The 26,332-nt window shown below is 74.9% G+C and carries 27 protein-coding genes; 14 read left to right on the forward strand and 13 right to left on the reverse strand.

Annotated features, from left to right (window positions below; genetic code table 11):
• The first annotated feature begins 9 nt into the window (after positions 1-9).
• Positions 10-429, forward strand: coding sequence for a pyridoxamine 5'-phosphate oxidase family protein (locus FE634_RS15750; RefSeq protein ID WP_148240757.1), 420 nt, complete (start codon positions 10-12; stop codon positions 427-429).
• A 33-nt stretch (positions 430-462) separates the two neighbouring features.
• Here FE634_RS15750 and FE634_RS15755 read toward each other — a convergent pair whose 3' ends face one another.
• Positions 463-2,601 carry a DEAD/DEAH box helicase gene (locus tag FE634_RS15755; protein ID WP_137293849.1) on the reverse strand — a complete coding sequence of 713 codons (2,139 nt, stop codon included), beginning with the start codon at positions 2,599-2,601 and terminating at the stop codon, positions 463-465.
• Between the two features lie 423 nt (positions 2,602-3,024).
• Between FE634_RS15755 and FE634_RS15760 the strand changes: the two genes are divergently transcribed.
• Genes FE634_RS15760 through FE634_RS15770 form a run of 3 tightly spaced genes read left to right on the forward strand, consistent with a single transcriptional unit; the run spans position 3,025 to position 5,021 of the window.
• Positions 3,025-3,633 (forward strand): biotin transporter BioY, encoded by a 609-nt coding sequence (locus FE634_RS15760; protein ID WP_138876437.1) that lies wholly within the window; start codon positions 3,025-3,027, stop codon positions 3,631-3,633.
• Between the two features lie 10 nt (positions 3,634-3,643).
• Entirely contained in the window at positions 3,644-4,342 is a 699-nt protein-coding gene (locus FE634_RS15765; protein ID WP_138876438.1) for an energy-coupling factor ABC transporter ATP-binding protein, read from the forward strand.
• A 28-nt stretch (positions 4,343-4,370) separates the two neighbouring features.
• Entirely contained in the window at positions 4,371-5,021 is a 651-nt protein-coding gene (locus tag FE634_RS15770) for an energy-coupling factor transporter transmembrane component T family protein (protein WP_137293852.1), read from the forward strand.
• Between the two features lie 41 nt (positions 5,022-5,062).
• On the opposite strand, the gene FE634_RS15775 is transcribed toward FE634_RS15770, so the two are convergent.
• Complete coding sequence (locus FE634_RS15775; protein ID WP_246060689.1) at positions 5,063-5,482, reverse strand: tetratricopeptide repeat protein; 420 nt, start codon at positions 5,480-5,482, stop codon at positions 5,063-5,065.
• A gap of 62 nt (positions 5,483-5,544) precedes the next feature.
• On the opposite strand from FE634_RS15775, the gene FE634_RS15780 reads away from it, so the two are divergent.
• Complete coding sequence (locus tag FE634_RS15780) at positions 5,545-7,113, forward strand: peptide chain release factor 3 (RefSeq protein ID WP_138876439.1); 1,569 nt, start codon at positions 5,545-5,547, stop codon at positions 7,111-7,113.
• Positions 7,114-7,233: 120 nt separating this feature from the next.
• Here the strand turns inward: FE634_RS15780 and FE634_RS15785 are convergent, their stop codons facing one another.
• Complete coding sequence (locus FE634_RS15785; RefSeq protein WP_138876440.1) at positions 7,234-8,586, reverse strand: FAD-dependent oxidoreductase; 1,353 nt, start codon at positions 8,584-8,586, stop codon at positions 7,234-7,236.
• Between the two features lie 162 nt (positions 8,587-8,748).
• Between FE634_RS15785 and gabT the strand changes: the two genes are divergently transcribed.
• Positions 8,749-10,104: a 4-aminobutyrate--2-oxoglutarate transaminase gene (gene gabT, locus FE634_RS15790; protein ID WP_148240758.1), complete on the forward strand. Its 1,356-nt coding sequence runs from the start codon at positions 8,749-8,751 to the stop codon at positions 10,102-10,104.
• Between the two features lie 19 nt (positions 10,105-10,123).
• Here the strand turns inward: gabT and FE634_RS15795 are convergent, their stop codons facing one another.
• The 5 genes from FE634_RS15795 to FE634_RS15815 form a co-directional block, all read right to left on the reverse strand.
• Complete coding sequence (locus FE634_RS15795; protein ID WP_138877195.1) at positions 10,124-10,939, reverse strand: glycosyltransferase family 2 protein; 816 nt, start codon at positions 10,937-10,939, stop codon at positions 10,124-10,126.
• Positions 10,936-11,976, reverse strand: a complete 1,041-nt coding sequence (locus FE634_RS15800; RefSeq protein ID WP_138876441.1) for a glycosyltransferase — start codon at positions 11,974-11,976, stop codon at positions 10,936-10,938. Before FE634_RS15800 ends, FE634_RS15795 begins: the two co-directional genes overlap by 4 nt.
• On the reverse strand, positions 11,973-13,043 hold the full coding sequence (locus tag FE634_RS15805; protein WP_262347453.1) for a glycosyltransferase: 1,071 nt from the start codon (positions 13,041-13,043) through the stop codon (positions 11,973-11,975). The genes FE634_RS15800 and FE634_RS15805 overlap by 4 nt, the downstream gene beginning before the upstream one ends.
• Before the next feature lie 2 nt (positions 13,044-13,045).
• Positions 13,046-14,248 carry a glycosyltransferase family protein gene (locus FE634_RS15810; protein ID WP_262347454.1) on the reverse strand — a complete coding sequence of 401 codons (1,203 nt, stop codon included), beginning with the start codon at positions 14,246-14,248 and terminating at the stop codon, positions 13,046-13,048.
• An 83-nt stretch (positions 14,249-14,331) separates the two neighbouring features.
• Positions 14,332-14,604, reverse strand: coding sequence for a DUF7218 family protein (locus FE634_RS15815; protein WP_138876442.1), 273 nt, complete (start codon positions 14,602-14,604; stop codon positions 14,332-14,334).
• A 225-nt stretch (positions 14,605-14,829) separates the two neighbouring features.
• On the opposite strand from FE634_RS15815, the gene FE634_RS15820 reads away from it, so the two are divergent.
• Positions 14,830-15,633, forward strand: a complete 804-nt coding sequence (locus tag FE634_RS15820) for a sigma-70 family RNA polymerase sigma factor (protein WP_138876443.1) — start codon at positions 14,830-14,832, stop codon at positions 15,631-15,633.
• Between the two features lie 51 nt (positions 15,634-15,684).
• Here FE634_RS15820 and FE634_RS15825 read toward each other — a convergent pair whose 3' ends face one another.
• Positions 15,685-16,872: a zinc-dependent alcohol dehydrogenase gene (locus FE634_RS15825; protein ID WP_137293860.1), complete on the reverse strand. Its 1,188-nt coding sequence runs from the start codon at positions 16,870-16,872 to the stop codon at positions 15,685-15,687.
• Positions 16,873-16,997: 125 nt separating this feature from the next.
• Here FE634_RS15825 and FE634_RS15830 point away from each other — a divergent pair, with 125 nt between their 5' ends.
• Together FE634_RS15830 and FE634_RS15835 are read left to right on the forward strand one after the other, a co-directional pair.
• Positions 16,998-17,429, forward strand: a complete 432-nt coding sequence (locus FE634_RS15830) for an SRPBCC family protein (protein ID WP_138876444.1) — start codon at positions 16,998-17,000, stop codon at positions 17,427-17,429.
• A complete protein-coding gene (locus FE634_RS15835) occupies positions 17,430-19,016 on the forward strand; it encodes a phytoene desaturase family protein (RefSeq protein ID WP_138876445.1) in 1,587 nt (528 codons plus the stop codon).
• On the opposite strand, the gene FE634_RS15840 is transcribed toward FE634_RS15835, so the two are convergent.
• Entirely contained in the window at positions 19,013-19,984 is a 972-nt protein-coding gene (locus tag FE634_RS15840; RefSeq protein ID WP_148240759.1) for a GlxA family transcriptional regulator, read from the reverse strand. The two genes, FE634_RS15835 and FE634_RS15840, sit on opposite strands and share 4 nt — an antisense overlap.
• A 129-nt stretch (positions 19,985-20,113) precedes the next feature.
• Here FE634_RS15840 and FE634_RS15845 point away from each other — a divergent pair, with 129 nt between their 5' ends.
• Positions 20,114-20,752 carry an isochorismatase family protein gene (locus FE634_RS15845; protein WP_138876446.1) on the forward strand — a complete coding sequence of 213 codons (639 nt, stop codon included), beginning with the start codon at positions 20,114-20,116 and terminating at the stop codon, positions 20,750-20,752.
• Between the two features lie 55 nt (positions 20,753-20,807).
• On the opposite strand, the gene FE634_RS15850 is transcribed toward FE634_RS15845, so the two are convergent.
• Positions 20,808-21,662: a sulfurtransferase gene (locus FE634_RS15850; RefSeq protein ID WP_138876447.1), complete on the reverse strand. Its 855-nt coding sequence runs from the start codon at positions 21,660-21,662 to the stop codon at positions 20,808-20,810.
• A 19-nt stretch (positions 21,663-21,681) separates the two neighbouring features.
• Positions 21,682-22,542: an SDR family NAD(P)-dependent oxidoreductase gene (locus FE634_RS15855; RefSeq protein WP_170981569.1), complete on the reverse strand. Its 861-nt coding sequence runs from the start codon at positions 22,540-22,542 to the stop codon at positions 21,682-21,684.
• Positions 22,543-22,598: 56 nt separating this feature from the next.
• Between FE634_RS15855 and FE634_RS15860 the strand changes: the two genes are divergently transcribed.
• The 3 genes from FE634_RS15860 to FE634_RS15870 all read left to right on the forward strand — a co-directional run bounded on the left by FE634_RS15860 (position 22,599) and on the right by FE634_RS15870 (position 24,083).
• The gene (locus FE634_RS15860; RefSeq protein WP_137293867.1) at positions 22,599-22,802 is read left to right on the forward strand and encodes a hypervirulence associated TUDOR domain-containing protein; all 204 of its coding nucleotides are present in this window, start codon (positions 22,599-22,601) and stop codon (positions 22,800-22,802) included.
• Positions 22,803-22,805: 3 nt separating this feature from the next.
• Positions 22,806-23,732, forward strand: a complete 927-nt coding sequence (locus FE634_RS15865; protein WP_138876448.1) for an SDR family NAD(P)-dependent oxidoreductase — start codon at positions 22,806-22,808, stop codon at positions 23,730-23,732.
• A 114-nt stretch (positions 23,733-23,846) separates the two neighbouring features.
• Complete coding sequence (locus tag FE634_RS15870) at positions 23,847-24,083, forward strand: hypothetical protein (protein WP_137293869.1); 237 nt, start codon at positions 23,847-23,849, stop codon at positions 24,081-24,083.
• Between the two features lie 7 nt (positions 24,084-24,090).
• On the opposite strand, the gene ppk2 is transcribed toward FE634_RS15870, so the two are convergent.
• Positions 24,091-24,981: a polyphosphate kinase 2 gene (gene ppk2, locus FE634_RS15875; protein WP_138876449.1), complete on the reverse strand. Its 891-nt coding sequence runs from the start codon at positions 24,979-24,981 to the stop codon at positions 24,091-24,093.
• 112 nt (positions 24,982-25,093) lie between these two features.
• On the opposite strand from ppk2, the gene FE634_RS15880 reads away from it, so the two are divergent.
• Complete coding sequence (locus tag FE634_RS15880; RefSeq protein ID WP_187366726.1) at positions 25,094-26,224, forward strand: two-component system sensor histidine kinase NtrB; 1,131 nt, start codon at positions 25,094-25,096, stop codon at positions 26,222-26,224.
• Positions 26,225-26,332: the final 108 nt, after the last annotated feature.

A 26,332-nucleotide genomic window follows, 5' to 3' on the forward strand; every position in this document is an offset into this window, starting at 1 on the left:
GGTCGCGCCATGACGTCGTGGACACCCGGCTGGGACGCGGTCCCGGAGCCGCTGCTGGACTTCTGGACCGACCGGCACCTCTGCACGCTCACCACGCTGCGGCCCGACGGCCGGCCTCACGTGGTGCCGGTCGGGGTCGCGCTCGACCTCGAGCAGGAGTGCGCGTGGGTCATCACGGGGAGCGGGTCGCGCAAGGTGCGCAACCTGCTGGCCGCGGGCAGCGCGGGCGGCCCGGTGGCGGCGTGCCAGGTCGACGGGGCCCGGTGGGCGACGCTGGAGGGCACGGCGATCGTCGTGCACGACCCGGCCTCGGTGGCGCGGGCCTGCGAGCGGTACGCCGCGCGCTACCGCCAGCCGCGGGTCAACCCCGACCGCGTCGCGCTCCGGATCACCGTCGAGCGCATCGTGGCCTCGCGCGGCCTCGTCTGAGCCCCGCCTGCCGGGTGGCCCGGATGGTGGGGCTCAGTCGCCCCGCGTGACCAGGGCCTCGGTCAGCAGCGCGACCAGCGCCTCGGTCTGGATGTCGGCCGAGGAGCCGACCTCCTCGTCGGACCCGTCGAGCGCGCGGGCGGCGAGGCCGGCCTTGCTGTCGATGAGCTCGGCGACCTTGGTGTCGACGGTCTGCGCGGCGATGACCCGCCACGCGGTGACGGGCTGGTCCTGCCCGATCCGGTGCACGCGGTCGATCGCCTGGGTCTGCTCGGCGTCGGTCCACGACAGCTCGGCGAGCACGACGTTCGAGGCCACCTGCAGGTTGAGGCCGACGCCGGCCGCGGTGAGCGAGCAGACCGCGACCGCGACGTCGGGGTCGTTGACGAAGGCGTCGATGTTCTGCTGGCGCACCTTGGGCGACTGGTCGCCGCGCACGGACGCCGAGCGGATGCCGCGCTTGGCGAACAGCTCCTCGGCGGTGTCCATGACGTCGACGTGCTTGGCGAAGAAGACGACCTTGCCGACGTTGCGGGCCAGCTGGGCGGCGTAGTCGGCGGCGAGGCCGGCCTTGGCCTGCCCGATGCGGCGCATCATCGTGAAGACGTTCTCGCCGTCCTTGCTGCCGCTGGACGTGGTGTCCTCGCGCTCCCACGTGGCGACGCGGCGCACGAGGTCGCCGTCGATGCCGTCGACGACGACGCCGGAGCGACGCGTCGCGAGCGCCATGTCGTAGCGCTCGACCAGGCGGCGGGCGAGCTCGCGCTCGGCGGCCCGGATGGAGCGGCCGACCTCGCCCTCGAGCTCGACCGGGAGGTCGGCGATGCGGCGGGCCGGGATGTCGGAGGCGACGTCGACCTTGCGGCGCCGCACGATGCCGAGGTCGATGACCGCGGAGCGCGCCGCCGGGTAGAAGCCGGGGTCGATCGGGGTCAGACCGGTGTCCTCGAGGCGGTCCATCAGCTGGCCGAGGGGCTTCTTCTCGTCGATCCAGCCCAGGAACTGCCAGATCGCGCGGAAGTCGTCGATGTCGTTGATGAGCGGGGTGCCGGTGAGCGCGGTCATCAGCGGGCGGCCGGCGCGGGCGCGGATCCGGTCGGCGATCTTGAGCACGTGCTGCGAGCGCTGCGACGACTTGTTCTTGATGAAGTGCGCCTCGTCGACGACCATCCCGCGGAACCCGTGGGTGCTCATCCAGCCGACGTGGCGGTCGAGGATCTCGTAGTTGACGATCACGATGTCGGCGAAGCCATCGACGTCGTGCCCGTTGCCGTTGACGACGGTGGCCGTGCGGTGCGGCGTCCAGAGCGAGGCCTCGCGGGCCCAGTTGGTCTTCACGACGCTGGGGACGACGACCAGCAGCGGGTAGGCGTCGGCGGCCTGCGCGGCCAGCAGCGCCTGCGCGGTCTTGCCGAGGCCGGGCTCGTCGGCGAGCAGGAACGTGCGGTGGCCCGAGGCTGCCGACTCCACGACCTGGGCCTGGTGGTGCATCAGCTCGAGGCCGGCGGGCGCGCGGAAGGAGAACTCCTCGCCGTCGGGCAGCGCCATGCAGGACGTCGCCCCGCCGGCCGCGCGCTCGAACGACTCGAGCAGCGGCTCGATGAGCTCCCACCCGGACAGCCGCCGGGCGTGGGAGGGGCGCACGACGCCGGAGAAGTCCGGCACGAGGAACGGGTTGGCCAGCTGGCGCGAGACGACCGAGCGCGGGGTGACCTGGCGCTCGGGGTCGAAGGCGACCGTCGCGACGGGCTCGGGGGCGCTCTCCTCCTCCTCGGGCACCTCGACGCCGGCGGCGACGAGCATCTCGCGCTTGAGGTCGCGCCCGGCGTCGGAGAGCACGGCGTCCTCGGCGAGCAGCGCGAGCAGCGAGGTGTCGCGCGCGGTGGTCTTCGCCAGGATCGTGCCGATGCCGTCGAGCCGCTTCAGCTGCTCGGCGCGCTGGGCCTCGTTGATCTCGGTGTCGACCTTGACCCGGCCGCGCTCCTCGCGGGCGAGCTGGGCGACGACCTGGAACTTGGTGCGGCTGGTCGGCTTGACCTTGCCGCGCTGCGCGGCGCCCTCGACCTCGCGGACGGCTCGCGCGAGGATCGGGATGATCCCCTCGTTGTCGAGCTCGCGCCCACGGCGGCGCGCGCGGGTGGCGCCGTTCTGGCGCTGGCCTCCTCGAGCCAAGGAACTCCCCCTTCGGAGCTGCCCGACCGGTGCGGTCGTGGCGGTACGACGTGCGGCGACTCCTGGCGGGCCCACCGACGCAGCCCTGCGGGTGGGTGCCCGCCGGGCTGGTACGTCGCGCGTGGCCGACCGGTCGATCGCCAAGGCGTTTCGGGTGCCGTCGAGGACGGCGGTCGCCGGTCCCATACCGACGTGCCGTCAGCGTACCCCCCGCCCGGCCGATCGGGACCATCCCGGTGCGGCGGGTCCCCGACGAGGGGGAACCGGCCGCACCCGCCCACCCAGCGGCGCGGGTGCCGCCGCGAGGGCGGACGACGATATGTTCAGGGTCGGCGCGCCCCGCACGGCCGGGCCGGGCGGGTCGGCACCGGCCGCCGTCCGCAGCCGCGCCAGGACCCGAACCACCAGATCCGGAGCACCGACATGACGCTGCACCAGCCGACCGAGACCGCCACCGCCGACCGGCGCCGGGCCTTCTCCCCGACCGACCTGGCCCTGGTCGCCTCGTTCGCGGCCCTCATCTCGGCCATGACCTACCTGGGCGCGGTCCCCGTCGGCGGCGCCGGCGTCCCGATCACGCTGCAGACCCTCGGCGTGATGCTCGCCGGGTGCCTGCTCGGCCCGGTCCGCGGCACAGCCGCGGTCCTGCTCTACCTGCTGCTCGGCTTCATCGGGCTGCCCGTCTTCGCCGGGCACACCTCGGGCCCGGGGGTGCTCAGCGAGCCGAGCGTCGGCTACCTGCTGTCGTTCCCGGTCGCCGCGGCGCTCGGCGGCTTCCTGGTCAGCCGGATCGCCGCGTCGGCGCGCACCCGGGCGCTGCCGGTCTTCCTGTGCTCCATCGCGGCCAGCATCCTGGTGATCCACCCGATGGGGATCGGCGGGCTGATGGTCCGCCTCGACCTCGACGTCGTCGAGGCCTGGCGCATCGACGTCCTCTACTGGGTCGGCGACCTGCTGAAGACGACGATCGTCGCCCTGGTCGTCTCCGAGGTCCACCGCGCCTTCCCCCAGCTGCTCGACCGTCGTCGCTGACCGGCCCCGCATGCCGCTGATCGAGCTGCGCGACGTCGAGGTCACCGTCTCGACGCCGGCCGGCGACCGGGTGCTGCTGCACCCGACGTCGCTGTCGCTCACCGAGCAGCGGATCGGCGTGGTCGGCCCGAACGGCTCGGGCAAGTCGACGCTCGTGCGGCTGCTCAACGGCCTCGTGACGCCGACGGCCGGTGGCGTCCGCGTCGGGGGCGTCGACGTCGTCGCCCACCCGGCGGCGGCGCGCCGGGTCGTCGGCTTCTGCTTCACCGACCCGGCGGCCCAGCTGGTGATGCCGACCTGCGTGGAGGACGTCGAGCTGTCGCTGCGCCGGCACGAGAAGGACGCCGCGACCCGGCGCCGGCGCGCGCTGGAGGTGCTGGAGGAGCACGGCCTCCTCGCCCACGCCGACCTGAGCGTGCACGCGCTCTCGGGCGGCCAGAAGCAGCTGCTCGCGCTGGCCGGCGTGCTCGCGGTCCGGCCAGGGGTGCTGGTCGCCGACGAGCCGACGACCCTGCTCGACCTGGTCCACACCCGTCGGGTGGGCGACCTGCTGTTCTCGCTCGAGCAGCAGCTGGTGCTGGTCACCCACGACCTCGACCTGGTGCGCCGCTGCGACCGGGTGCTCGTGGTCGACGACGCCCGGGTCGTCTTCGACGGGCCGGCCGGCGCCGCCGTCGACCACTACGTCGCCTCGGTCACCGGGCGGTGAGCCGGTGAGGGGGCCGGGGCCCCGGTCGGTGACCGTCGGGCTCCACCAGCCCGGCGACACGGTGCTGCACCGGCTGCCGGCCGGCGCGAAGCTGGCGGGGCTGTCGGTGATCAGCATCGGCACCGTCGTGGCCCACGCGCCGGCGGTGACGGTCTCGGTGTTCGTGCTCGCCGTGCTGCTCGCGTGCCTCGGCCGGGTGCCGCTGGTGTCGCTGGTCCGCTCGCTGCGCCTGGTGCTGGCGATCGCCGTGGTGGCCGCCGCCCTCCAGTGGTGGTGGTACGACCTCCCCAAGGCCGTCGAGACCCTGGTGGACCTGGTCTCGCTGGCCCTGCTGGCCGTCGTCGTGACGGTCACCACCGCGGTGACGGCGATGCTCGACACGATCGTGCGGCTGCTGGGCCCGCTGCGCCGGGTGGGCCTCGACACCGAGCGGGTCGCGCTGGCGGTGGCGCTGGCGATCCGCGCCCTGCCCGCGACCGTCGACCTCGGCCGCGAGACCCGCGACGCGGCGCGGGCCCGGGGGCTCGGGCGCGACCCGCGGGCCCACCTGACGCCGTTCGTCATCCGCGTCGTCGCGCAGGCCCACCTGACCGGTGACGCGCTCGTCGCGCGCGGCATCGGCGACGACGACCTCGTCGGGCCGGCCGACGCCGCGCCGGGCCCCCAGCCGCCGCCGTAGCCGACGACGTGGACCCAGCGGCGCGGCGCGGCGTCCCGGGCTCAGCCGGTGGCGAGCCGCCGCTCGACGCGCAGGACGTCGACCTCGTGCTCGACGTCGCCGGTCATGGCGTGGGCCAGCCGCAGGTGCGGCAGCGCCTCGCGCAGCCGGGACTGGCGCTCGAGCGTGCGGCCGAGCGCGTGGCGGGCCCACACGTCGCTCGGGTCGTCCTCGACCAGGGCGCGCAGGTCGGTCTCGGCCGGGCCGAGCGAGGCGCGCATGAAGTGGGCCCAGGCGCGCAGCGTGCGCAGCCCGCGGTTGCCGGGGTCCTGCTCCAGGGCCGGGGCCAGGACGTCGAGCGCCTCGCGCGGGGCACGGCGCTCGAGCAGGTCGTGGGCGACCCGGTGCGCGGACTCCACGCCGCGCTGGCCGGGGAAGACGATGGCCGGGACGGCGATCTCAGGCAGCTCCTCGATGTTCACACCGGTGCAACGCGACGACGCCGATCGCGATTCCTGACCCGGCGCCGGGTAGTTTTCGGCGGGTGTCCGACAGCCGCCCCCGCCGTACCTTCGCGGTCATCAGCCACCCCGACGCCGGCAAGTCCACCCTGACCGAGGCGCTCGCGCTGCACGCGCGCGTGATCACCGAGGCCGGGGCCGTGCACGGCAAGGGCGGGCGCCGCGCGACCGTCTCCGACTGGATGGACATGGAGAAGGCGCGCGGGATCTCGATCACCTCGGCCGCGCTGCAGTTCACCTACCGCGACCACGTCGTGAACCTCGTCGACACCCCCGGCCACAGCGACTTCTCCGAGGACACCTACCGCGTGCTCTCGGCCGTCGACTCCGCCGTCATGCTCGTGGACGCCGGCAAGGGGCTCGAGCCGCAGACCCTCAAGCTGTTCCGCGTCTGCGCGCTGCGCGGGATCCCGGTCATCACCGTCATCAACAAGTGGGACCGCCCCGGGCTGTCCGCCCTCGAGCTGATGGACCTCATCGAGCAGCAGATCAAGCTGCGCCCGACCCCGCTGACCTGGCCGGTCGGCGAGGCCGGCGACTTCCGCGGCGTGCTCGACCGGCGCACCGGCGAGTTCGTGAAGTACACCCGCACCGCCGGCGGCGCGACCCGCGCCCCGGAGCGGCGGATGCCGGCCTCCGAGGTCGACGCCGCCGACCTGCCCGTGTGGCAGGACGCCGTCGAGGAGCACGAGCTGCTCGAGGCCGACGGCGCCGACCACGACCAGGAGCTGTTCCTGGCCGGCCGGACGACGCCGGTGATGTTCGCCTCGGCGCTGCAGAACTTCGGCGTCGCCCAGCTGCTCGACCTGCTGCTCGACCTGGCTCCCGCCCCGCACGCCACCGAGGGCGTCGACGGGTCGGTGCGCGAGCCCGCCGACGACTTCAGCGCCTTCGTCTTCAAGGTGCAGTCGGGCATGAACGCCGCGCACCGCGACCGGCTCGCCTACGCGCGCGTCGTGTCCGGCACGTTCGAGCGGGGGATGGTCGTCACCCACGCCTCGACCGGGCGCCCCTTCGCCACCAAGTACGCCCAGGCCGTCTTCGGCCGCGAGCTCTCCTCGATCGAGGAGGCCTCGCCCGGCGACATCATCGGCCTCGTCAACGCCCAGGCCCTGCGGGTCGGCGACACCGTGTACGTCGGCGACGCGATCGAGTACCCGCCGGTGCCGACGTTCGCCCCCGAGCACTTCATGACCGTGACGGCGGCCGACGTCGGTCGCTACAAGCAGTTCCGCAAGGGCATCGACCAGCTCGACCAGGAGGGCGTCGTCCAGGTCCTGCGCTCCGACCTGCGCGGCGACCAGAGCCCGGTGCTCGCGGCGGTCGGACCGATGCAGTTCGAGGTCGTCGAGGAGCGGATGGAGAACGAGTTCAACTCCCCCATCCGCCTGTCCCGCCTCGACTACCAGGTCGCCCGCCGCACCGACGCCGACGGGGCGGCCGCGCTGTCCGGCAAGCGCGGCGTCGAGGTGCTCCAGCGCTCCGACGGCACCCACCTCGCGCTGTTCGTCGACAAGTGGCGCGCCGACGTCACCGCCCGCGACAACCCCGACATCATGCTCGAGGCGCTGCCCGCGGGCGGCGCGGCCTGACGGCTGCCCGGGCCGCTCGCCGGCCGGGCGGCGCGACGAGGAGGTCCCTGCCGCCCGGGGGCCGGGCTCTCGCGGAGCGGCACCCGGACGCCAGGGACGTCGAGGGGTGGGGCGCAGACGTCAGCCGCGCGCGACGCGGAGCATCTCCTCGCGCGCGACCACCTTGATCCGCTCGCGGCCGGCGGCCTCGCCGAGGGCGACCTCGTGGGCGTCGAGACGGCCCCAGCCGTCCCAGGTGACGACGTCGACGCCGCGGTCGGCCAGGTGGGCGACCAGCCCGTCGGGGTCGGTGTCCTCGGGGACCGCGAGGGCGGCGACGTCCTCGAGCAGGTGCGCCACGGTCTGGGCGGCGTCGGACTTGGTGTGGCCGATCAGGCCGACCGGGCCGCGCTTGATCCAGCCGGTGACGTAGGCGCCGGGCACGGGGACGCCGTCGAGGTCGACCACCCGCCCGCCGTCGTTGGGGATGACGCCGGCGGCCTGGTCGAAGGGCAGGTCGACGAGCTGGGTGGAGAGGTAGCCGACCGCGCGGTAGACGGCCTGGACGGGCGTGTCGACGTACTCGCCGGTGCCGCGGGCCGTGCCGTCGCCCTGGAGCTCGGTGATCTCGGTGCGCAGCCCCTCCACCCGGTCGGTGCCGAGCACCTCGACCGGCGCCTGGCACAGGTGGATGTGGATCCGGCGCGAGGCGCCGGTCGGCTCGGCGTCGACGTGCTTGAGGAGGGTGTCGACGACCAGGCGGACGCCCTTGCTGGAGCTGATCGCCTGCTGGCTGGCCTCGTCGATCTCGAAGCCCTCGGGGTGCACGACGACGTCGACCTCGGGCGAGTGCGACAGCTCGCGCAGCTCCATCGGCGTGAACTTGATCTGGGCCGGGCCGCGGCGGGCGAAGACGTGGATCTCGCGGGCCCGGTTGAGCGACAGCCCCTGGAAGACGTTGTCGGCGATCTCGGTGCTCAGCTGCTCCTCGGCCGGCTTGGCGAGCATCCGGGCGACGTCGAGGGCGACGTTGCCGGCGCCGAGGACGGCGACCGACTCGGCCTCGAGCGGCCAGTGCGCGGGGACGTCGGGGTGCCCGGCGTACCAGGACACGAAGTCGGCCGCGCCGTGGCTGCCCGGCAGGTCGATGCCCGGGATGTCGAGCGGGCGGTCGGCCATCGCGCCGGTCGCGAAGACGACGGCGTCGTAGAAGCGCTGGAGGTCGTCGAGCTTGAGGTCGGTGCCGTACTCGACGTTGCCGAGGAAGCGGATGTCCTCGTGGCCCAGCACCCGTCGCAGCGCCTTGACGATCTCCTTGATGCGCGGGTGGTCCGGCGCGACGCCGTAGCGCACCAGGCCGTAGGGCGCCGGCAGGCGGTCGAGGAGGTCGACGCTGACCCGGACCCCGGCCTCGTCGGCCTCCTTGGTCAGGATGTCGGCGGCGTAGATGCCCGCCGGGCCGGCACCGACGACGGCGACGCGGATGTGGCGCATGAGGAGGTACTCCTGGGGATCTCGAGGGGCTGCTGCTCCAGCCTGTCGTGGGGGCAAGGTCATGGGTACCCGCCACATTCCTGTGAAGCCACAGGAACGGCCTGTGAGTCTCGACACGACGGATAGATTCACCTCGATCGCCCGACACCTGCAGGAGGACCCGTGAGCGCACCGACCATCGACCAGAGCAGCGTCGCCCAGGAGCGCCGTCTCGTCACCGCGCTCCCCGGCCCGCGCTCGGTCGAGCTGATGGCCCGCAAGCAGGCCGCCGTCGCGGCCGGCGTCGGCACGACGATGCCGGTCTTCGCGGCCCGTGCGGGCGGCGGGATCGTCGTCGACGTCGACGGCAACCACCTCATCGACCTCGGCTCCGGCATCGCGGTGACCACGGTCGGCAGCAGTGCGCCGCGCGTGGTCGCGGCCGTGCAGCAGCAGGTCGCCGAGTTCACCCACACCTGCTTCATGGTCACGCCCTACGAGTCCTACGTCGCGGTCGCCGAGGCCCTGAACCGGCTGACGCCCGGCGACCACGAGAAGCGCACCGCGCTGTTCAACTCCGGTGCCGAGGCGGTCGAGAACGCGGTCAAGATCGCCCGCACCGCGACCGGTCGTCCCGCGGTCGCGGTCTTCGACCACGCCTACCACGGGCGCACCAACCTGACGATGGCGATGACCGCGAAGGTGATGCCCTACAAGCACGGCTTCGGCCCGTTCGCCTCCGAGGTCTACCGCGCGCCGCTGTCGTACCCCTTCCGCGACGGGCTCGACGGCCCCACGGCGGCCGCGCGGGCCCTCGACCTGCTGGAGAAGCAGGTCGGCGCCGACAACCTGGCCGCCCTGGTCATCGAGCCCATCCAGGGCGAGGGCGGCTTCATCGAGCCCGCGCCCGGCTTCCTGCCCGCGCTCGCCGCCTGGTGCCGCGCCCACGGCGTCGTCTTCGTCGCCGACGAGGTGCAGACCGGCTTCGCCCGCACCGGCGACCTGTTCGCGTGCGAGCGGGAGGGCGTGGTCCCCGACCTCGTCGTCTCGGCCAAGGGCATCGCCGGCGGGCTGCCGCTCTCGGCCGTCACCGGTCGCGCCGAGCTGATGGACGCCGCGCACGCCGGCGGCCTCGGCGGCACCTACGGCGGCAACCCGCTCGCCTGCGCGGCGGCCCTGGCCGCGATCGAGACGATCGAGGCCGACGGCCTGGTGCAGCGTGCCCGCGACGTCGAGGACCTGCTGCTGACCCGGCTGCGGGCGCTGCAGGCGGTCGACCCGCGGATCGGCGACGTGCGGGGCCGGGGCGCGATGGTCGCCGTCGAGCTGGTCCGCCCCGGCGGCACCGAGCCCGACCCCGCCCTCGCCCGGGCGGTGGCGGCCGCCGCGCACGCCGAGGGCGTGATCGTGCTGACCTGCGGCACCCACGGCAACGTGCTGCGGTTCCTGCCGCCGCTCGCGATCAGCGACGCCCTCCTCCACGAGGCCTTCGACGTCGTCGAGCGGGCCTTCGCCGCCTCGGACACCACGGCGGGCTGAGCGGGCCCCGACCGCCGGGTCAGGCGCGCACCCAGCCGTCGCCGTCGCGGCGCACCAGACCGAGCTCCTCGAACGCCGTCAGCCAGCCGCCCATCGGCCACCGGCCCCACCGGGCGTGGAAGAGCCGGCCGTTGCGGAGGATGGCGTCGAGGTGCTCGACCGGGGGCGAGCTGACCGGGTGGTGCTGGTGGTAGGCGCGGGCGGCGCCGACCCACCACAGCTCGACGCCGGCCGCGGCGGCGCAGCGCCCGAGGTCGGTGTCCTCGCCGCCGTAGCCCACGTAGTCCTCGCAGAAGCCGCCGACGGCCGACCACGCCGCGGGGGTCGTGGCGAACGACAGCGACCAGAACAGGTCCGGGTCGCCGGCGGGGGCGACCTCGCCGGCGGCCGGCGCGGGGCGGGCGGGGTGCGGGGCGTCGAGGTCGTCCAGGGCGGCGAGGTCGTAGCCGGTGGCCGGCGGGGGCCGCAGGTAGGTGACCGGACCCGACCAGAGCCGGTCCGGGTGGGCGGTGACCACGCCGGCGTACCCGGCGACCAGGCCGGGGCCGGCCAGGCAGTCGACGTCGAGCAGGACGACGACGTCCGCACCGTGCTCGACGAGGTCGGCGACACCCTGGTTGCGGGCGGCCGCGAGCGGCAGGCCGAGCGCCGTGGTGTCGATGCGGGTCACGCTGCGCTCCAGCCCGGCCACCGTCGCCGGCTCGATCCCGGGGTCACCCATGGCGACCACGGTGTAGCGGTCGGGCCGCCGGGTCCCGAGGGCGAGCGAGCGGTGCTGGGCCTCGAGGTGGTCGTGGCGCCCGTGGGCGATGGTGACGACGCCGACGCGGGTCACCCGCGCTCCCCCGTCCCGGTGGTCGCGCTGGTCCCGGCGGTCCCGGTCACGACGGCGGCGAACCGCTCGACGGCGCGCCCGTCGCACCACTCGGCCCACGCCCGGCCGTCCAGGCCGGCCGCGCGGTCGAGGTCGGCCGCGTCGCTGGGCCACTCCCGGCTGACCACGGCCGGCCATCCCCCGGCCAGGACCGAGCCCGCGGTGGCCTGCTCGGCGTGCGGACGCGGCTGCGGCACCACCACGGCCGGACGGCGGGCGGCGGCCACCTCGGCCACGGCGTTCTGCCCGGCGTGGGTCACCACGACGTCGGCGGCGCGCATCGCCGCGGACGGGTCCTCGACCCAGCGCTCCGGGGTCCCGTCGAGCACGGTCCACGTCCAGCCGCGCACCCGCTCGGCGGCGCGGGTCGCGGCGGCCGCCGTCGCCGCGTCGCCGCCGGTGCCGAGCAGCAGGAGGGCGTGCCGGCCGCCGGCCGCCGGGGGCGGCGGGCCGTCGTCGACCGGCAGCCGCGACAGGGCACCGAGGCGGTGGACCCGGGCGGCCACCGCGTCCGGGACGCCGCGCAGCATGCCCTCGGCGCGCGGCGGCCAGAACGCGACCAGCGCGTCGGCGACCTCGAAGCCGAGCAGGTGCGCGGCGTCGTCGCGGTGGCCGGGCAGCACGACCCCCACGGTCGGGATCCCGTGCAGCCGGGCCAGCAGCAGCACCTCGACCGAGAGGTCGACGACCACGACGTCCGGCCGCGCGCGCTCGATCCAGGCCGAGATCGCCGCGGTGCGCGACCGCAGGCCGGCGTGCCCCAGCGGCGCCCAGTGGAGCCGACCGCCGGCGGTCGGCCGCACCGGCTCGCCGTCGTCGTCGCGGGCCAGGTCGACCCACTGGCCCGGCCAGTCCGAGGGGCGCTCCAGGGACGACAGCGCGGTCACCGCGCCCTCCCCCGTCGCCGCCAGGTGCGCGGCCAGCGAGCGGGCGCGCTGGAGGTGGCCGCGGCCGACGTGGTGGACGTAGTACCCGACCGTGCAGGGGGCGCGGCTCATGCCGCTTCGTCGTCGAGCTCGAGCAGCTCGTGGTAGCACCGCTCGTAGTCGTCGACCATCCGCGTCAGCGAGCACGTCGCCTCGGCGTGGGCGCGCACCGCGCGCCGGTCCAGCCGGGCGGCGGCGAGGACGGCCGCGGCGAGGGCGTCGACGTCGTCGGCGGGCGCCAGCACCCCGCCGAGCGCGCCGACGACCTCGGGCAGCGCGCCGCGGACGTACCCGGCGACCGGGGTGCCGCAGGCCATCGCCTCGGAGGCCACCAGGCCGTAGGGCTCGTCCCAGGCGGGGGTGACCACGGCGACCGACGCCCGCCGCAGCAGCTGCCCGAGCTCGGCGTGGTTCAGGTGGCCGGCGTACTCGATGCCGTCGCCGAGCCGCGGCTCGAGCTCGGTGCGGAAGTAATCCCGGTCGTGGGCCGGCCCGACCAGCACCAGCGGGACGCCGGCACGGCGGCAGGCGTCCATCGCGGCGTGCGGCGCCTTCTCGGGCACGAGGCGACCCGACCAGACCGCCGGTCCCCCGCCGTCGCCGGCGTACCAGCGGGTGAGGTCGATGCCGTTGTGGACGACGCCGGCCGGCACCGCGTGCGCCCACGCCTCGGCGGTGAACGCGCTGACGGCGGCGAACGTCGAGCCGAGCGGGTCGAGCGAGATGGCCGACTCCACCAGGGGCAGCGGGGGCGTGTGCAGGGTCGTGAGCATCGGCACGCCGACGGCCGACGCCATCGCGACCGGGAGGTGGTGGAGGCTGTTGTTGTGCACCACGTCGTACTCGGCGGCGCCGGTGCGGGCCAGGTCGAGCATCAGGCCGAGGTAGGCGTGGTGCTCGGCGACCCAGCCGGCGCTCGGGGCGTTGCGGTCGGCGAGGGCGGCGGCGCTCGGCTCGAACCCGGCCGGCACGAGCAGCCGGACGGGCAGGTCGACGTCGGTGCCCGGGCCGGCGAACAGCGTCACGTCGTGGCCGCGGGCGGCCAGCTCGCCGGCCAGGACGTGGGTCATGGCCTCGAGCCCGCCGGCGAAGGGCTCGCGGATCGGGAACCGGCTGGAGGCGATCAGGCAGATCCGCACGGTCACCTCCCCGCGAGCGCGTCGGCGTACAGCGCGGCGTGGGCGGCGGCGAGCGAGCGGCGCTGGGCGCGCCGCTCCTCCACCGTGGCGGCGAGGTCCGGCCGGAGCTCGTGGGCACCGCGGACGGCGACCGACAGCGACGCCGCGTCGAAGTGGTCCTCGTCGTGGGCGTAGGTGAGCACGGGGCCCTGGTCGGCGAAGTAGCCGCACGACGGCGCGACCACGGTCGTGCCGAGGTCGCGGCAGGCCTCGAGCCAGCCCGAGTGCGTGCCGAAGCGGTACGGCAGGACCGAGACGTCCAGGGCGGAGAGGTAGCGCCAGAGGTCGTCGTCGGAGAGGTAGTCGTGCACGTGGAGCTCGATCTGTCCGGCCGCCTCGAGGCGCCGCAGCGTCGCGGCCAGCCCGGCGTCGTGCCGGGCGCCGCCGGCCTCGAGCACGTCGCGGTGCGCGTTGACCTGGAGGACGGCGTCGGGCAGGTCGGCGAGGGTCTCGGCGAGGGTGGTGATCACCGGGAGCGGGGCCATGCTCGCCCGCAGGCTCTTGACGTGGACGCCGACGCGGAACGGGCGCCGCGCCGCCGCGCGTCGTGCGACCTCCCGCATCGAGCGGGCCGCGCGCATGGTCTCGAACGGGACGACGTGCGGGTGCGGCAGCACCACGGCCTCGCGGTCCCAGCGCCGGCGGATCTCGGCCGCGGCGCCCTCGGTGAGGGTGACGACGCGGTCGGCCGCCGGCACCAGCACGTCGAGCTGGGCGTCGTGGAGGGCGCGGGACTCGTGGTGCGGGTTGCGCAGGTCGTGCGCGGTGTAGACCAGGGGCGTGCCCCGGCGGCGCAGGACGTCGACGAACGCCTGGAGGTCGCGCGGCTCCCGGGCGTCGAAGCCGAAGTGCACGTGGAACAGGTCGACGTCGGTGGCGGCCTCGGCCCAGGCCGGGTCGAGCATCACCGGCGGCCACCACCGCTGCGTCGGCGCCGCGGCGCGGCCGTCGGGGCCGCCGTCGGGGTCGGGGTCGGGCATCCGCACCGGGCCGCCGCCGCCCTCGGGGGCGAGGTGACGGACGTAGACGTGGCCCGACGGGACGGACGCGACGACGGGCGGCGCGGCGGCGTCCGCGGCGGGGGGCGGGTCGCTGGCGTGGTGCTCGGAGAGTCGGGTCGTCACGAGGAGTGGTGCCCACGAGCGGACCGCCGCACGCACCGACACGCCTCAGACACCTGTCCGGGTGACTGCGCGATCGTCACCCGACGGGTGTGCCGACATCGGGGCTCGCGGTGGTGACCGGGGGCTCAGTGGTTGCGCAGGGCGTCGACCAGCTCCGACTTCGTCATCGACGACCGGCCCGCGACGTCGAGCTCACGGGCGCGCTTGCGCAGGTCGTCCACGCTCCACTCGTCGTAGGAGCCGGCGCGACCGCCGCGAGCCCCGACCGTGCCAGCACCCTGGGCAGCGGAGGCGTTGGCGATGCGGGCCGACTTCTCCTTGCTGTTGCCCTCGCGGCGCAGGGCCTCGTACCTCTTGTCGTCCTTGACGCTCGGCCCGGGCTTGTCGTCTGCCGGCATGACGGCCTCCTTCGGCGTGGTCGCGCCCCTCACGCTAGGCAGGACCGCACGGCCCCCACGGCACCCGCGCGGGTGATTGTGGGCCCGGACACCCCTGGAGGTGGGAGCCCGCGGTCCCGGCGCTGACTACGTTGATGAAAGAACCTGCGGCCGCCCTGCTGCCTCCGACTCCTCGTCGTCGAGGCCGATCGGCGTTCGCCCGACCGATCCTGAAGGCGGTTGCCCATGCTCGTCGAGGTCCTCGACCCCCATGACGTCCACCCCGACCCCGAGCTCTCCCGCACCGGTCGGTCCGAGCTGACCCACGACCTCCTCACCCGCGCCCACGCCACCGACGACCCCGTCGAGCGCGAGCGTCTGCTCGACGAGGTCATCGTCGCCAACCTCCGCGTCGCGCACGCCGTCGCCGCCCGCTACCGGGGCCGCGGCGTCGCCCTCGACGACCTCGAGCAGGCCGCCTGCGAGGGCCTCGTCAAGGCCGTGCACCGCTTCGACCCCGCCCAGCGCCACGACCTCCTCAGCTACGCCGTCCCCACCATCCGCGGCGAGGTGCTCCACCACTTCCGCAACCACTCCTGGACCCTGCGGCCGCCCCGCCGCATCCAGGACCTGCAGTGGCGCATCAACCGCGCCGCCGACGACCTCAGCACCAGGTTGGGGCGCGAACCCCTCACCGCCGAGGTGTGCGAGGCCCTCGAGATCACCCCGGCCGAGCACGACGAGGCGGTCGCCGCCTTCGGTTGCTTCCAGCCGACCTCGCTGGACCAGGAGATCGGCGGCACCGAGCAGCTGACGCTCGGCGAGAGCATCCCCGACGCCACCGACCACCACGACGCCACCGAGGCGCGCACCCTGCTCAGCCCGGTCGTCCGCCGTCTCTCCGACCGCGACCGCCGCATCCTCTACCTGCGCTTCTTCGAGGACCAGACGCAGCAGGAGATCGGCGAGGAGCTCGGGGTCCCGCAGACCCAGGTCTCGCGCTGGCTGGGCCGGATCTGCCGCGACCTGCGCAGCCAGCTCGCCGGCTGAGACCGGCGGGCCCGCTCCAGCCGTCGGCCGGAGCGGGCACGCCCGGTTGCGTCAGGGCCGGAAGACGGTCTTGACCATGCCGTCGCCCTTGTCGCGGAACGTCTTGTACGCCGCCGGCGCGTCCTCCAGCGGGAGGTGGTGGGTGGCGAAGGTCTCGACGCCGAGCACGTCCTCGTCCCGGTTCAGCAGGTCGAGGATGTCGTCGCTCCAGCGGTGGACGTTGGCCTGCCCCATGCGCAGCTGCAGCTGCTTGTCGAAGAGCTGGAGCATCGGCATCGGCGAGGCCGCGCCGCCGTACACCCCGGAGATCGAGACGGTGCCGCCGCGGCGGACCGACTCGAAGGCCGTGTAGAGGGCGTCGAGCCGGTCGGAGCCGGTCTTCTGCATCAGCGCGCCGGCCACCTTCTTGGGCAACAGGCCGAGGGCCTTCTGCGCGGCCTCGGCGACCGGGGAGCCGTGCGCCTCCATGCCCACGGCGTCGATGACGGCGTCCGCGCCGCGGCCGTCGGTGAGGTCGCGCACCCGCTCGGGCACGTCGTCGGAGTCGACCTCGCGCAGGTCGACGGTCTCGCCGCCGCGCTCGGTGATCCGGGCCAGCCGCTCCGGGACCGAGTCGACGACGATGACGCGCAGACCGCGGTGCTTGGCGATCCGCGACGCCATGTCTCCGATGGGGCCGGCCCCGATGACGAGCAGGGTGCCGCCCTCGGGGGTGTCGGCGTACTCGACGGCCTGCCAGGCCGTGGGCAGCACGTCGGAGAGGTACAGGAAGCGGTCGTCGGGCGGGCCGTCGGCGACCTTGATCGGCAGGGTGTTGCCGAACGGCACGCGCAGGGCCTCCGCCTGCCCACCGGGCACCTGGCCGTAGAGCTTGCTGTAGCCGAAGAGGCTCGCCCCGGTTCCCTGGTCGCGGTTCTGGGTGGTCTCGCACTGGCTGTGCAACCCGCGGGCGCACATCCAGCAGGTGCCGCACGAGACGTTGAAGGGGACGACGACGCGGTCGCCAACCTTCAGCGCGCTCACCTCGGGGCCGACCTCCTCCACGACGCCCATCGGCTCGTGGCCCACGACGTCGCCGGCCGTCATGAACGGCGTCAGCGGGTCGTAGAGGTGCAGGTCGGAGCCGCAGAGACCCGTCGAGGTGATCTTGACGACGACGTCGGTCGGCTCCTCGATGCGGGCGTCCGGCACGTCGACGACCTGCATGTCCTGCCGGCCCTGCCAGGTGACGGCCCTCATGCGGCGCACCCCGCAGGAGTGGTGGTGGCTGGTCGGTGGGTTCGGTGGGTCATGGCGACCGGTACCCACCCCCGGTGCTGCCTACGCACCTGCATGGGTGGGCCCGGATCGGGGCACTGAGGGTCATGGCGACGAACTCACGCATCGTGAAGGCCCCGCCCGACAAGATCTGGGCCGTCCTGGAGGACGGCTGGCTCTACCCGCTGTGGGTGGTCGGCGCCTCCCGGATGCGCGAGGTCGACGACGACTGGCCGGCGGTGGGCTCCCGGCTGCACCACAGCGTCGGCTCGTGGCCCCTGCTCATCGACGACACGACGGAGTCGCTCGAGGTCGTGCCCGACACCCAGCTCCGCCTGCGCGCCCGGGGCTGGCCCGGCGGGGAGGCCGAGGTGCTGGTCACGCTCGAGCCGCACCCGGAGGGCACCCGGGTCGTGATCGAGGAGGACGCCGTCCGCGGCCCGGGCGTGCTCGTGCCGCGTCCGGTGCGCTCGCCCCTGATCGGCTGGCGCAACGTCGAGACGCTGCGCCGCCTGGCCCTGCTCGCCGAGCGCCGCTGAGTGGCGCACGACGCGGTCGTCGTCGGGGCCGGGCCGAACGGCCTGGTCGCCGCCAACCTGCTCGTCGACGCCGGGTGGTCGGTGCTCGTGCTCGAGGAGCAGCCGACGCCGGGCGGTGCGGTGCGCAGCGACCGCGAGCTGCACCCGGACTTCGTCCAGGACACCTTCAGCGCCTTCTACCCGCTGGCGGCGACGTCGAGGACCATCCAGGGGCTCGGGCTGGAGGCGCACGGGCTGGAGTGGGTGCACGCCCCCGCCGTGCTGGGGCACCCGACCGACGACGGCTGGGCGGTGCTGCACCGCAGCCGCGAGGACACCGCGGCGGCCCTGGCCGCCTCCCACCCCGACGACGGCGAGCGGTGGCTCGATCTGTGCCGCACCTGGGACGCGGTCGGTGGCCCGCTCGTGGACGGGCTGATCTCCCCCTTCCCGCCGGTGCGGGCGGGGGCCTCGCTGCTGACCCGCGTGCCGCGTGCCGGTGGCCTCGACCTCCTGCGCACCTTCGTGACGCCGGTGGCCGACCTGGCCCACCGCTTCTCCGGGCCGGGCGCCGGGCTGCTGCTCGCCGGCAACGCCGGCCACGCCGACCTGCCGCTGCACTCCGCGGGCTCGGGGCTGTTCGGCCTGATCATGACCATGCTCGGCCAGACGGTCGGCTTCCCGGTGCCGCGCGGCGGCGCCGGCGAGCTCACGGCGGCGCTGGTGCGCCGGTTCGAGGCGGCCGGCGGCGAGCTGCGCTGCGGCACCCGGGTCGACGCCGTCCGCGTGCGCGAGCGGCGGGCGGTCGCCGTCGAGACCGCCGGGGGTGAGCGCCACGAGGCGCGCCGCGCGGTGGTCGCGGACGTCTCGGCCCCCGCCCTGTTCAACCGGTTGCTCGACCCGGCCGACGTGCCCGCCGGGGTGACCCGCGGCATGCGCTCCTTCGGCCTCGACCCCGGCACGGTCAAGGTCGACTGGGCCCTCGACGGCCCGGTGCCCTGGACGACGCCGCCCCCGGTCGCCCCGGGCACGGTGCACGTCGCCGACTCGGTCGACCAGATGGCCGAGGCACTCGGCGAGGTCGCGGCCCGGCGGATCCCGGCGGCGCCGTTCCTGCTGTGCGGGCAGATGACCGCGTCCGACCCGACCCGCTCCCCCGCCGGCACCGAGTCGCTGTGGGCCTACACCCACGTGCCGCAGCCCCACCCCGGCGTCCGCGACGCCGCCGGCGACGGCCCGGACGCCGTCCGGGGCACCTGGGACCGCGACGACTGCGAGCGCTTCGCCGACCGCATCCAGGCCCGGCTCGAGCGGCACGCACCCGACCTGGCGTCGCGGATCCTGGCGCGCCGGGTGATGGGGCCCCGCGAGCTGGAGGCCCGCGACGCCAACCTGGTCGGTGGTGCCATCAACGGCGGCACCTCCCAGATCCACCAGGAGCTGTTCTTCCGGCCGGTGCCGTCGATGCGCGGCCGCCCCGAGACGGGCGTGCGCGGGCTCTACCTCGGCTCGGCCTCCGCCCACCCCGGCGGCGGCGTCCACGGCGCCCCCGGCGCGAACGCCGCCCGCGCCGCGATCTGGCACCACCGGCTGCGCCTGGGGCGCTAGCCCGCCCGGCCCGCCGGCGCCGGTGGCTCGGCGAACTGGCGCCGGTAGCTCGACGGCGGCACCGCGAACTGCGCCACGAAGGCCTGGCGGAAGGTGACGGTGCTGGCGAAGCCGCAGGCACCCGCGACGCGGCCGATGCTCCAGGTGGTGGTCTCCAGCAGCACGCGGGCCTCGTCGAGGCGGCGCGAGAGCACCCAGCGGGCGGGGGTGGTGCCGGTGACGCGACGGAAGTGCCGGACGAAGCCGCGCCGGCTCATGTGGGCCTGCTCGGCGAGCCGCTCGACGGGCAGCCGCTCGTCGAGACGGGTGAGGGCCCAGGCCATCACCCGGCTCACCGGGTCGTCCTCGGCGGGTCCGGCGACCGGACGCTCGATGTACTGCGCCTGCCCGCCCTCGCGGTGCGGGGCGACCACGAGGGCGCGCGCGACCCGGGCGGCGGCGGCGGCCCCGAGGCGGGTGCGCACCAGGTGCAGGCACGCGTCGATCGAGGCGGCCGTGCCGGCCGAGGTCAGGACGTCGCCGTGGTCGACGTACAGGGCGGTGGCGTCGACGACGGTGGCCGGGTGCTGCGCGGCGAGCTGGTCGGTGGCCAGCCAGTGGGTGGCCGCGCGGCGTCCGTCGAGCAGCCCGGCCGCGGCCAGCGGGAACGCGCCCAGGCAGAGCCCCACCACGACCGCGCCCCGCGCGTGGGCGGCGACGAGCAGGTCGCACAGCCGGGGGTCGACCGGGGCCGGCGGCGGGTGCCACGACGGGACGACGACGACGTCGGCGTCCGCGACCACCTCCGGCCCGGCGACCGGGCCGAGCCGGTAGCCCTCGGCGGTGCGCACGGAGTCGCCGTCGAGGGCCCAGAGCGTGGTGACCCAGTCGGTGGCGGCGTGCTGCCGGCCCACCTCGCCGAAGACCAGCTCGGGGGCGGCCAGGTGGAACGTCGTCACGCCGTCGAAGGCGAGGACCGCGATCCGCACGCGTCCCTCCTCGGTCGTTGGCCCAGATCCATCACAAGTATGCATCCGGGCCACTCACGGACGCCGGTGCGTCCGCGCCAGGCTGGGGGCACCGACGGTCCCGCCGTCCCCCGACACGAGGAGAACCCCATGAGCAACCCCCGCCGCGCCCTCGTGGTCGTCGACGTCCAGCAGGAGTACTTCGACGGCCCGCTCACCATCCAGCACCCGCCCCGGGCCCACGCGCTGGCCCAGGTGCTCCGCGTCATCGGCGTCGCGCGGGAGCACGGACTGCCGGCCGTCGTCGTGCAGCACGCGACGGTCGAGGGCGCCCCGGCCTTCGCGCCCGGGTCCCCGGGGTTCGAGAACCACCCGGACGTCGAGGCGGCCGTCGACCCCGGCTGGAAGCGGGTCACCAAGCAGTTCGGCAGCGTCTTCGCCGGCACCGACGTCGCCGACTGGCTGCGCGAGGTGGGCGCGGACACCATCACCGTGGTCGGGTTCATGACCAACAACTGCGACCTGGCCACCGCCGTCGAGGCCGAGGGCCTCGGGGTGGCGGTCGAGGTGCTCTCGGACGCCAGCGGCGCCATCCACCTGGCCAACTCCGCCGGCACGGTGGCCGCCCGCGACCTGCACGAGACCCTGATGACGCTGCTCAACTCCAACTTCGCCACGGTCGCGACCACCGCGCAGTGGGAGCAGGCCGTCGCCGCCGGCACCGCCCTGGACACCGGGAGCGACCTGGGCTCCTCGGCCATGGCCGGGCGCGCGGCGTTCGACGCCTGAGCCGGGCCGACCACCGGGCCGACCGCCAGGTCGACCGCCGGGCCGGCCGCCGGGCTCAGGGCCCGCCGGTCGCCACCGGTCGGTCGAGGTTGCTCCACTGCGACCACGAGCCCGGGTAGAGCGCGACGTCGTCGTGCCCCGCGATCGCGAGCGCGGCGACCTCGTGGGCCGCGGTCACCCCCGAGCCGCAGTACACCGCCGTCGCGACGCCCTCGCGGACGCCGAGCGCCTCGAACCGGGCGCGGAGCTCGGCGGACGGCCGGAAGGTCCCGTCGGGCAGCAGGTTGTCGGCGGTCGGCGCGCTCACCGCCCCGGGCACGTGCCCGGCCCGGGGGTCGACCGGCTCGACCTCGCCGCGGTACCGCTCGCCGGCGCGGGCGTCGAGCAGGGTGCCGGCGTCCGCGAGCCCGGCCACGTCCTCGACGTCGAGGGTGGCCATGCCCCCGCCGGGCAGGACGACGTCGCCGACAGCCGGGACCACCTCGTCGTCGTCGAGCGGCCGGCCGGCAGCGACCCAGGCCGGCAGTCCGCCGTCGAGAAGGCGGACGTCGGTGAACCCGGCCCACCGCAGCAGCCACCACGCCCGCGCGGCCGCGAGGTTGCCCGTGGCGTCGTAGGCGACGACGGTGCTCCCGGCGCGCACGCCCCACCGTCGTGCGGCGGCCTGCAGCCGGTCGAGCCCGGGCAGCGGGTGGCGTCCGTCGGTGGGCCGGCCGTGCGCGGCGAGCTCGGCGTCGAGCGGGACGAAGACGGCGCCGGGCAGGTGGCCGCGCCGGTAGTCGTCGTGCCCCGGCGGCCCACCCAGCGTCCAGCGCACGTCGAGGAGCACCAGGTCGAGGCGACCGGCCCGGGCGTCGTCGACGAGCCCGACCAGCCGGTCTGCGGTGACGAGGACGTCCTGCGCGGTCATCGCGCCACCGTAGACGCCGTCAGGACCGCTTGCGCGACACCGCGTCGAACACCGGTCCGACCATCCGGTCGTAGAGCCCCGGCGCGAGCCGGAAGGCGGCCACCAGGCCGTAGTTGAGGTAGGCCGTCTGCACCTCGAAGCGCCGCGAGCCGATCTGCCGCAGCACCACCCGCGCCGCCCGCTCGGGGCTGATCGTCGGCGGTGGGGCGGTGTTCACCCCGCCGGCCGCGTCGAGGGCCGAGTCGTAGATCGGGGTGTCGACGCTGCCCGGCGTCACGTGCGAGATCCGCACGTCCGGCAGGTCGCCGTTCTCGATCTTCAGCTGGCGCGCCAGGGCGCGCACGCCCCACTTGCTGACGACGTACGGCGTCATCTCGGGCACCGCGACCAGCCCGAGCAGCGAGCCGACGAGCACGAGGTCGCCGCGCTCCTGCCGGCGCAGCACCGGGACGACGTGGCGGGCCACCGACGCCGAGCCGAGCAGGTTGGTGCCGACCACCTGGGCGAAGTCCTCCGCGGAGGTGTCCTCGGTGCGTCCGTAGGTCACGACGCCGGCGCAGTGCAGCACCGCGTCGATCCGGCCGTGCCGGGCGAGCGTGTCGGCGACCACCTGCTCGACGGCCTCGTCGTCGGAGACGTCGGCCACCAGCGGTGTGGCCGAGGCCGCACCACGGGTCCGGCACTCCTCGGCGACCTCCTCCAGCACGTCGGCGCGACGGGCCACGAGCACCACGTGGTCACCGGCCTCGGCGGAGAGCAGCGCGGTGGCGCGGCCGATCCCGCTGGAGGCGCCGGTGACGACGACGACCCGTTCCTCGGGCCGGCGGCCCGGCGCGCCGAGGAGACCCGGCAGCCGCGGGAGCAGCCCGCGCGTCAGCACGAGCAACCCCCTCGGGTGAGGTCACTCGGGGCGGCGGCGCCGTTAGCGTCGAACGCATGAGCATCAGCAAGGGAACCAAGGTCCACTGGAACACCTCTCAGGGGAAGACCACCGGCAGGGCCGTCGAGAAGCGGACGAAGCCCTTCCAGCACGACGGGCAGAAGTTCAACGCGAGCGAGGACGAGCCGTACTGGATCGTCGAGTCCGAGAAGTCGGGGGCGAGCGCGGCCCACAAGGAATCCTCGCTCGAGCAGGCCTGAGGCGTGGGAACCACGCAGCCAGCAGCGCCGCGAGCGGTGCTGGTCGTCGGGGCGAGCTCCGGCATCGGGCTGGCCGTCGCGCAGCAGCTGAGCGAGCGCGGTGACCGGCTGGTGCTGTTCGCCCGCGACCAGGGCCGCCTCCGGCAGGTCGCCGACGCGCTGCCCGGCCCGGTCGAGGTGGTGGCCGGCGACGTCGCCGACGCGGACGCCGTCGAGCGGGCCGTCGCCGCGTGCGTGGCCGCCTACGGCCGGTGCGACGCGGCGATCAGCACGGCCCAGGCGATGGCCTACGGCACGGTCGAGAGCCTGCCGCCCGACGTGCTGCGCCACCTCGTCGACGTCGCCGTCGGCGGCACCGGCAACCTGGCCCGCTCGCTGCTGCCCCGCTTCCGCGAGCAGGGCGGCGGCCACCTGGTCGTGGTCAGCTCGCTGCTCGCCGAGATCGCCGTCCCCTCGATGGGCGGCTACTGCGCCGCCAAGTGGGGCCAGCTCGGCCTGGTCCGCACGCTGCAGGCGGAGGTGCGCCGCGAGCGCGGCGTCCACGTGAGCGTCGTGCTGCCGGGGGCGGTCGACACGCCGATCTACCGCCAGGCCGCGACGTACGCCGGCCGGCTGGGCTCCGCGCCGCCGCCGGTCGTGGCTCCCGGGCGCGTGGCGCAGGCGTGCCTGCGCCGGCTCGACCGGCCCCGCCGGCTCGACCACGTGGGGCCGGCCAACCTGCCCGCCGTCGCCGCCTTCCGCACCGTGCCCGCGCTCTACGAGCGCCTGGCCGGTCCACTGGTCGACCGGGTCGTGCTGCGGGGCCCGCGCTCCGAGGACCACGCCGGCAACGTGCTGGAGCCGGTGCCGGCGGCCGAGGGGCTCCGGGGCGGCTGGACCACCGGCGGGCGGCTGCGCGGCCGTACCGGACGAGCTCGGTGGCGTGGATGAGGGCACGGCCACGACGCTAGCCAGCAGCCGGGCCGGGCACGTCACCCGAAGGATTCCGAGCCGCCACCCGTCCGGGGGGCGACCGCGACGGGCGGGGCGGGCAGCATCGGGGGCATGACCGACGACGCAAGCACCTCGCAGGACTCCAGCATGCTCGAAGCCGTCCAGGGCGTGGTCGACCGCGTGAGCTCCTACCAGGACGGCGCCCCGGAGGGCACGGTCCGCCACGAGCTCCTCGCCGGCCTCGACAGCGCCGGGATCCGCCTCGAGGACGCGGAGGTCACCCGGCTCGCCGACGCGATCGAGGAGCAGCACGGCGCCGTCGACGCCGCGAGCGTCCTGGGCGGCTGAGCCCGGCCTAGTCGCCGACGGCGTCGCTGCCCCGCTGCACGACCAGCGGGTCGGGGTCACCGACGACGTCGTCGTCGCGGCCCTCGTAGTCGAAGCGCGACAGGAAGTGGCGCATCGCGTTGACCCGCGCCCGCTTCTTGTCGTTGCTCTTCACCGTCGTCCACGGCGCCCACTCGGTGTCGGTGCGCCGGACCATCGCCTCCTTGGCGGCGGTGTAGTCCTCCCACTTGTCCAGCGACTCCAGGTCGATCGGTGAGAGCTTCCACTGCCGCACCGGGTCGACCTGGCGGATGATGAACCGCGTGCGCTGCTCGGACTGCGTCACCGAGAACCAGAACTTCGTCAGCGAGATCCCGCTGTCGACCAGCATCCGCTCGAACAGCGGCGCCTGGGCCATGAACTGCTCGTACTCCGGCGGCGAGGCGAACCCCATCACCCGCTCCACGCCGGCGCGGTTGTACCAGGACCGGTCGAACAGGACCATCTCGCCGGCGGTCGGGAGGTGCTGGACGTAGCGCTGGAAGTACCACTGGTTCTGCTCGCGGTCGCTGGGCTTGCCGAGCGCCACGGTGCGCGCGTAGCGGGGGTTCAGGTGCTCCATGAAGCGCTTGATCGTGCCGCCCTTGCCGGCGGCGTCGCGACCCTCGAAGAGCAGCACGTGCTTGCTGCCGGTGTCGGCGGCCCAGCGCTGGAACTTCAGCAGCTCCACCTGCAGGCCGTACTTCGCGGCGTCGTACTCCTCGCGCGACATCCGCTCCTCGTAGGGGTAGTTCTCGCGCCAGGTGTCGACGGCGCGGCCGTCGGGATCGATGAGCACGGGGTCGTCGTCGTGGTCCTCCCCGATCGTGTGACCACCGATGTGCAGCCGGTCGATGTACTCGCGCACGTCCCTCAACATGGGTGGGACCGTAGCGATCCAGCATGAACAGCCGGGTTCGGGGCTACCGTGACCCATGGCCGAGTCCGAGAGCGGCGCCGATGAGCCCCGACGAGGGGGGTCACCCCCGTCGGTGCACCGGGACGTCGAGGAGCGCTACCGCTCCCTGTTCGACAACAATCCGCAGGCCGTCTTCCGGCTCGACGTCGAGGGCCGGTTCACCGGTCTCAACCCGTCCGCCGGAACGATCAGCGGCTACTCCGCCGCCGACCTGGTCGGCCGGCACTTCCGCGACCTCATCGTCCACGACGACCACGACCGGGCGGCGACGGCGTTCGCCCGGGTGGTCGAGGAGGGCTCCCAGCAGGTCAACCTCACCATCCGGCGGGCCGACGGGCAGGTCGTGGACCTGTTCGTGACCGGGATCCCGTGGCGGACCGACGGCGAGACCCGGGGCGTCTACGCGGTCGCCGCCGACCTCACCAGTCGCAACGACGCGGCCCGGGAGCTCGACGCCACGCGGCGCTTCGCCACCCAGGCCGCGCGGGCCAAGACCGACTTCGTCGCCCGGATGAGCCACGAGGTCCGGACCCCGCTCACCAGCATCCTGGCGGCGGTGGAGCTGCTGGCCGCCACCGACCCGACCACCGAGCAGACCGAGCTCATCACCACCCTGCAGCGCTCCGGCGCCCGGCTGCTCACGCTCGTCGACGGCGTCCTCGACTTCGCCGACGCCGACGCCGCCAGCGCGCAGGCCACCGAGGAGTTCGACCTGCACGCGCTCATCGACGACGCCGTGGCGCTCGTGGAGAAGTCGGCGAGGCGCAAGGGCCTGCGGCTCGACCTCGACCTCGGCGCCGACGTCCCACGGCGGATCAGGAACCACCCGACCTGGACGTCGCAGATCCTGGTCAACCTGCTGAGCAACGCCGTCGAGAACACCGAGACCGGGGCCATCGAGCTCGCGGTCAGCACGACGGTGACCGCGACGTCCGACCCGGCGATCCTCTACCGCGTCTCCGACACCGGCGTCGGCATCGACCCCTCCCGCCACGAGCAGATCTTCGAGCCCTTCAGCCGCCTGCCCGCCCCCGGGTCGCCCGGCCCCCGACGGCCCGGGCTCGGCCTCAGCATCGTCAAGCAGCTGGTCACCGTCAGCGGCGGCACCATCGCCGTCGACAGCGCCCCCGGCCGGGGCAGCACCTTCTTCGTCCTGATGCCCACCGGCACGGCCCACGACCCCAACCCCAACCCCCCACACTGACCCGTCGCTGATCACTGACGGGTCACCGCGTTGGCGGCACTGACCCGTCGCTGATCACTGACGGGTCACCGCGTTGCTGGCGCTGACCCGTCGCTGATCAGCGACGGG

It is taken from the genome of Nocardioides sp. S-1144, assembly GCF_005954645.2.
GTDB lineage: Bacteria > Actinomycetota > Actinomycetes > Propionibacteriales > Nocardioidaceae > Nocardioides > Nocardioides dongxiaopingii.

Bases quoted from the DNA above. Each gene is read 5' to 3' on its own strand.
- FE634_RS15785 (WP_138876440.1), bottom strand. From the start codon at position 8,586: ATGCGCCACATCCGCGTCGCCGTCGTCGGTGCCGGCCCGGCGGGCATC.
- FE634_RS15825 (WP_137293860.1), bottom strand. From the start codon at position 16,872: ATGAGGGCCGTCACCTGGCAGGGCCGGCAGGACATGCAGGTCGTCGAC.
- FE634_RS15765 (WP_138876438.1), top strand. From the start codon at position 3,644: ATGCCGCTGATCGAGCTGCGCGACGTCGAGGTCACCGTCTCGACGCCG.
- FE634_RS15800 (WP_138876441.1), bottom strand. From the start codon at position 11,976: ATGAGCCGCGCCCCCTGCACGGTCGGGTACTACGTCCACCACGTCGGC.
- FE634_RS15760 (WP_138876437.1), top strand. From the start codon at position 3,025: ATGACGCTGCACCAGCCGACCGAGACCGCCACCGCCGACCGGCGCCGG.
- FE634_RS15750 (WP_148240757.1), top strand. From the start codon at position 10: ATGACGTCGTGGACACCCGGCTGGGACGCGGTCCCGGAGCCGCTGCTG.
- FE634_RS15845 (WP_138876446.1), top strand. From the start codon at position 20,114: ATGAGCAACCCCCGCCGCGCCCTCGTGGTCGTCGACGTCCAGCAGGAG.
- FE634_RS15870 (WP_137293869.1), top strand. From the start codon at position 23,847: ATGACCGACGACGCAAGCACCTCGCAGGACTCCAGCATGCTCGAAGCC.
- FE634_RS15860 (WP_137293867.1), top strand. From the start codon at position 22,599: ATGAGCATCAGCAAGGGAACCAAGGTCCACTGGAACACCTCTCAGGGG.
- FE634_RS15850 (WP_138876447.1), bottom strand. From the start codon at position 21,662: ATGACCGCGCAGGACGTCCTCGTCACCGCAGACCGGCTGGTCGGGCTC.
- FE634_RS15815 (WP_138876442.1), bottom strand. From the start codon at position 14,604: ATGCCGGCAGACGACAAGCCCGGGCCGAGCGTCAAGGACGACAAGAGG.
- FE634_RS15830 (WP_138876444.1), top strand. From the start codon at position 16,998: ATGGCGACGAACTCACGCATCGTGAAGGCCCCGCCCGACAAGATCTGG.
- ppk2 (WP_138876449.1), bottom strand. From the start codon at position 24,981: ATGTTGAGGGACGTGCGCGAGTACATCGACCGGCTGCACATCGGTGGT.
- FE634_RS15820 (WP_138876443.1), top strand. From the start codon at position 14,830: ATGCTCGTCGAGGTCCTCGACCCCCATGACGTCCACCCCGACCCCGAG.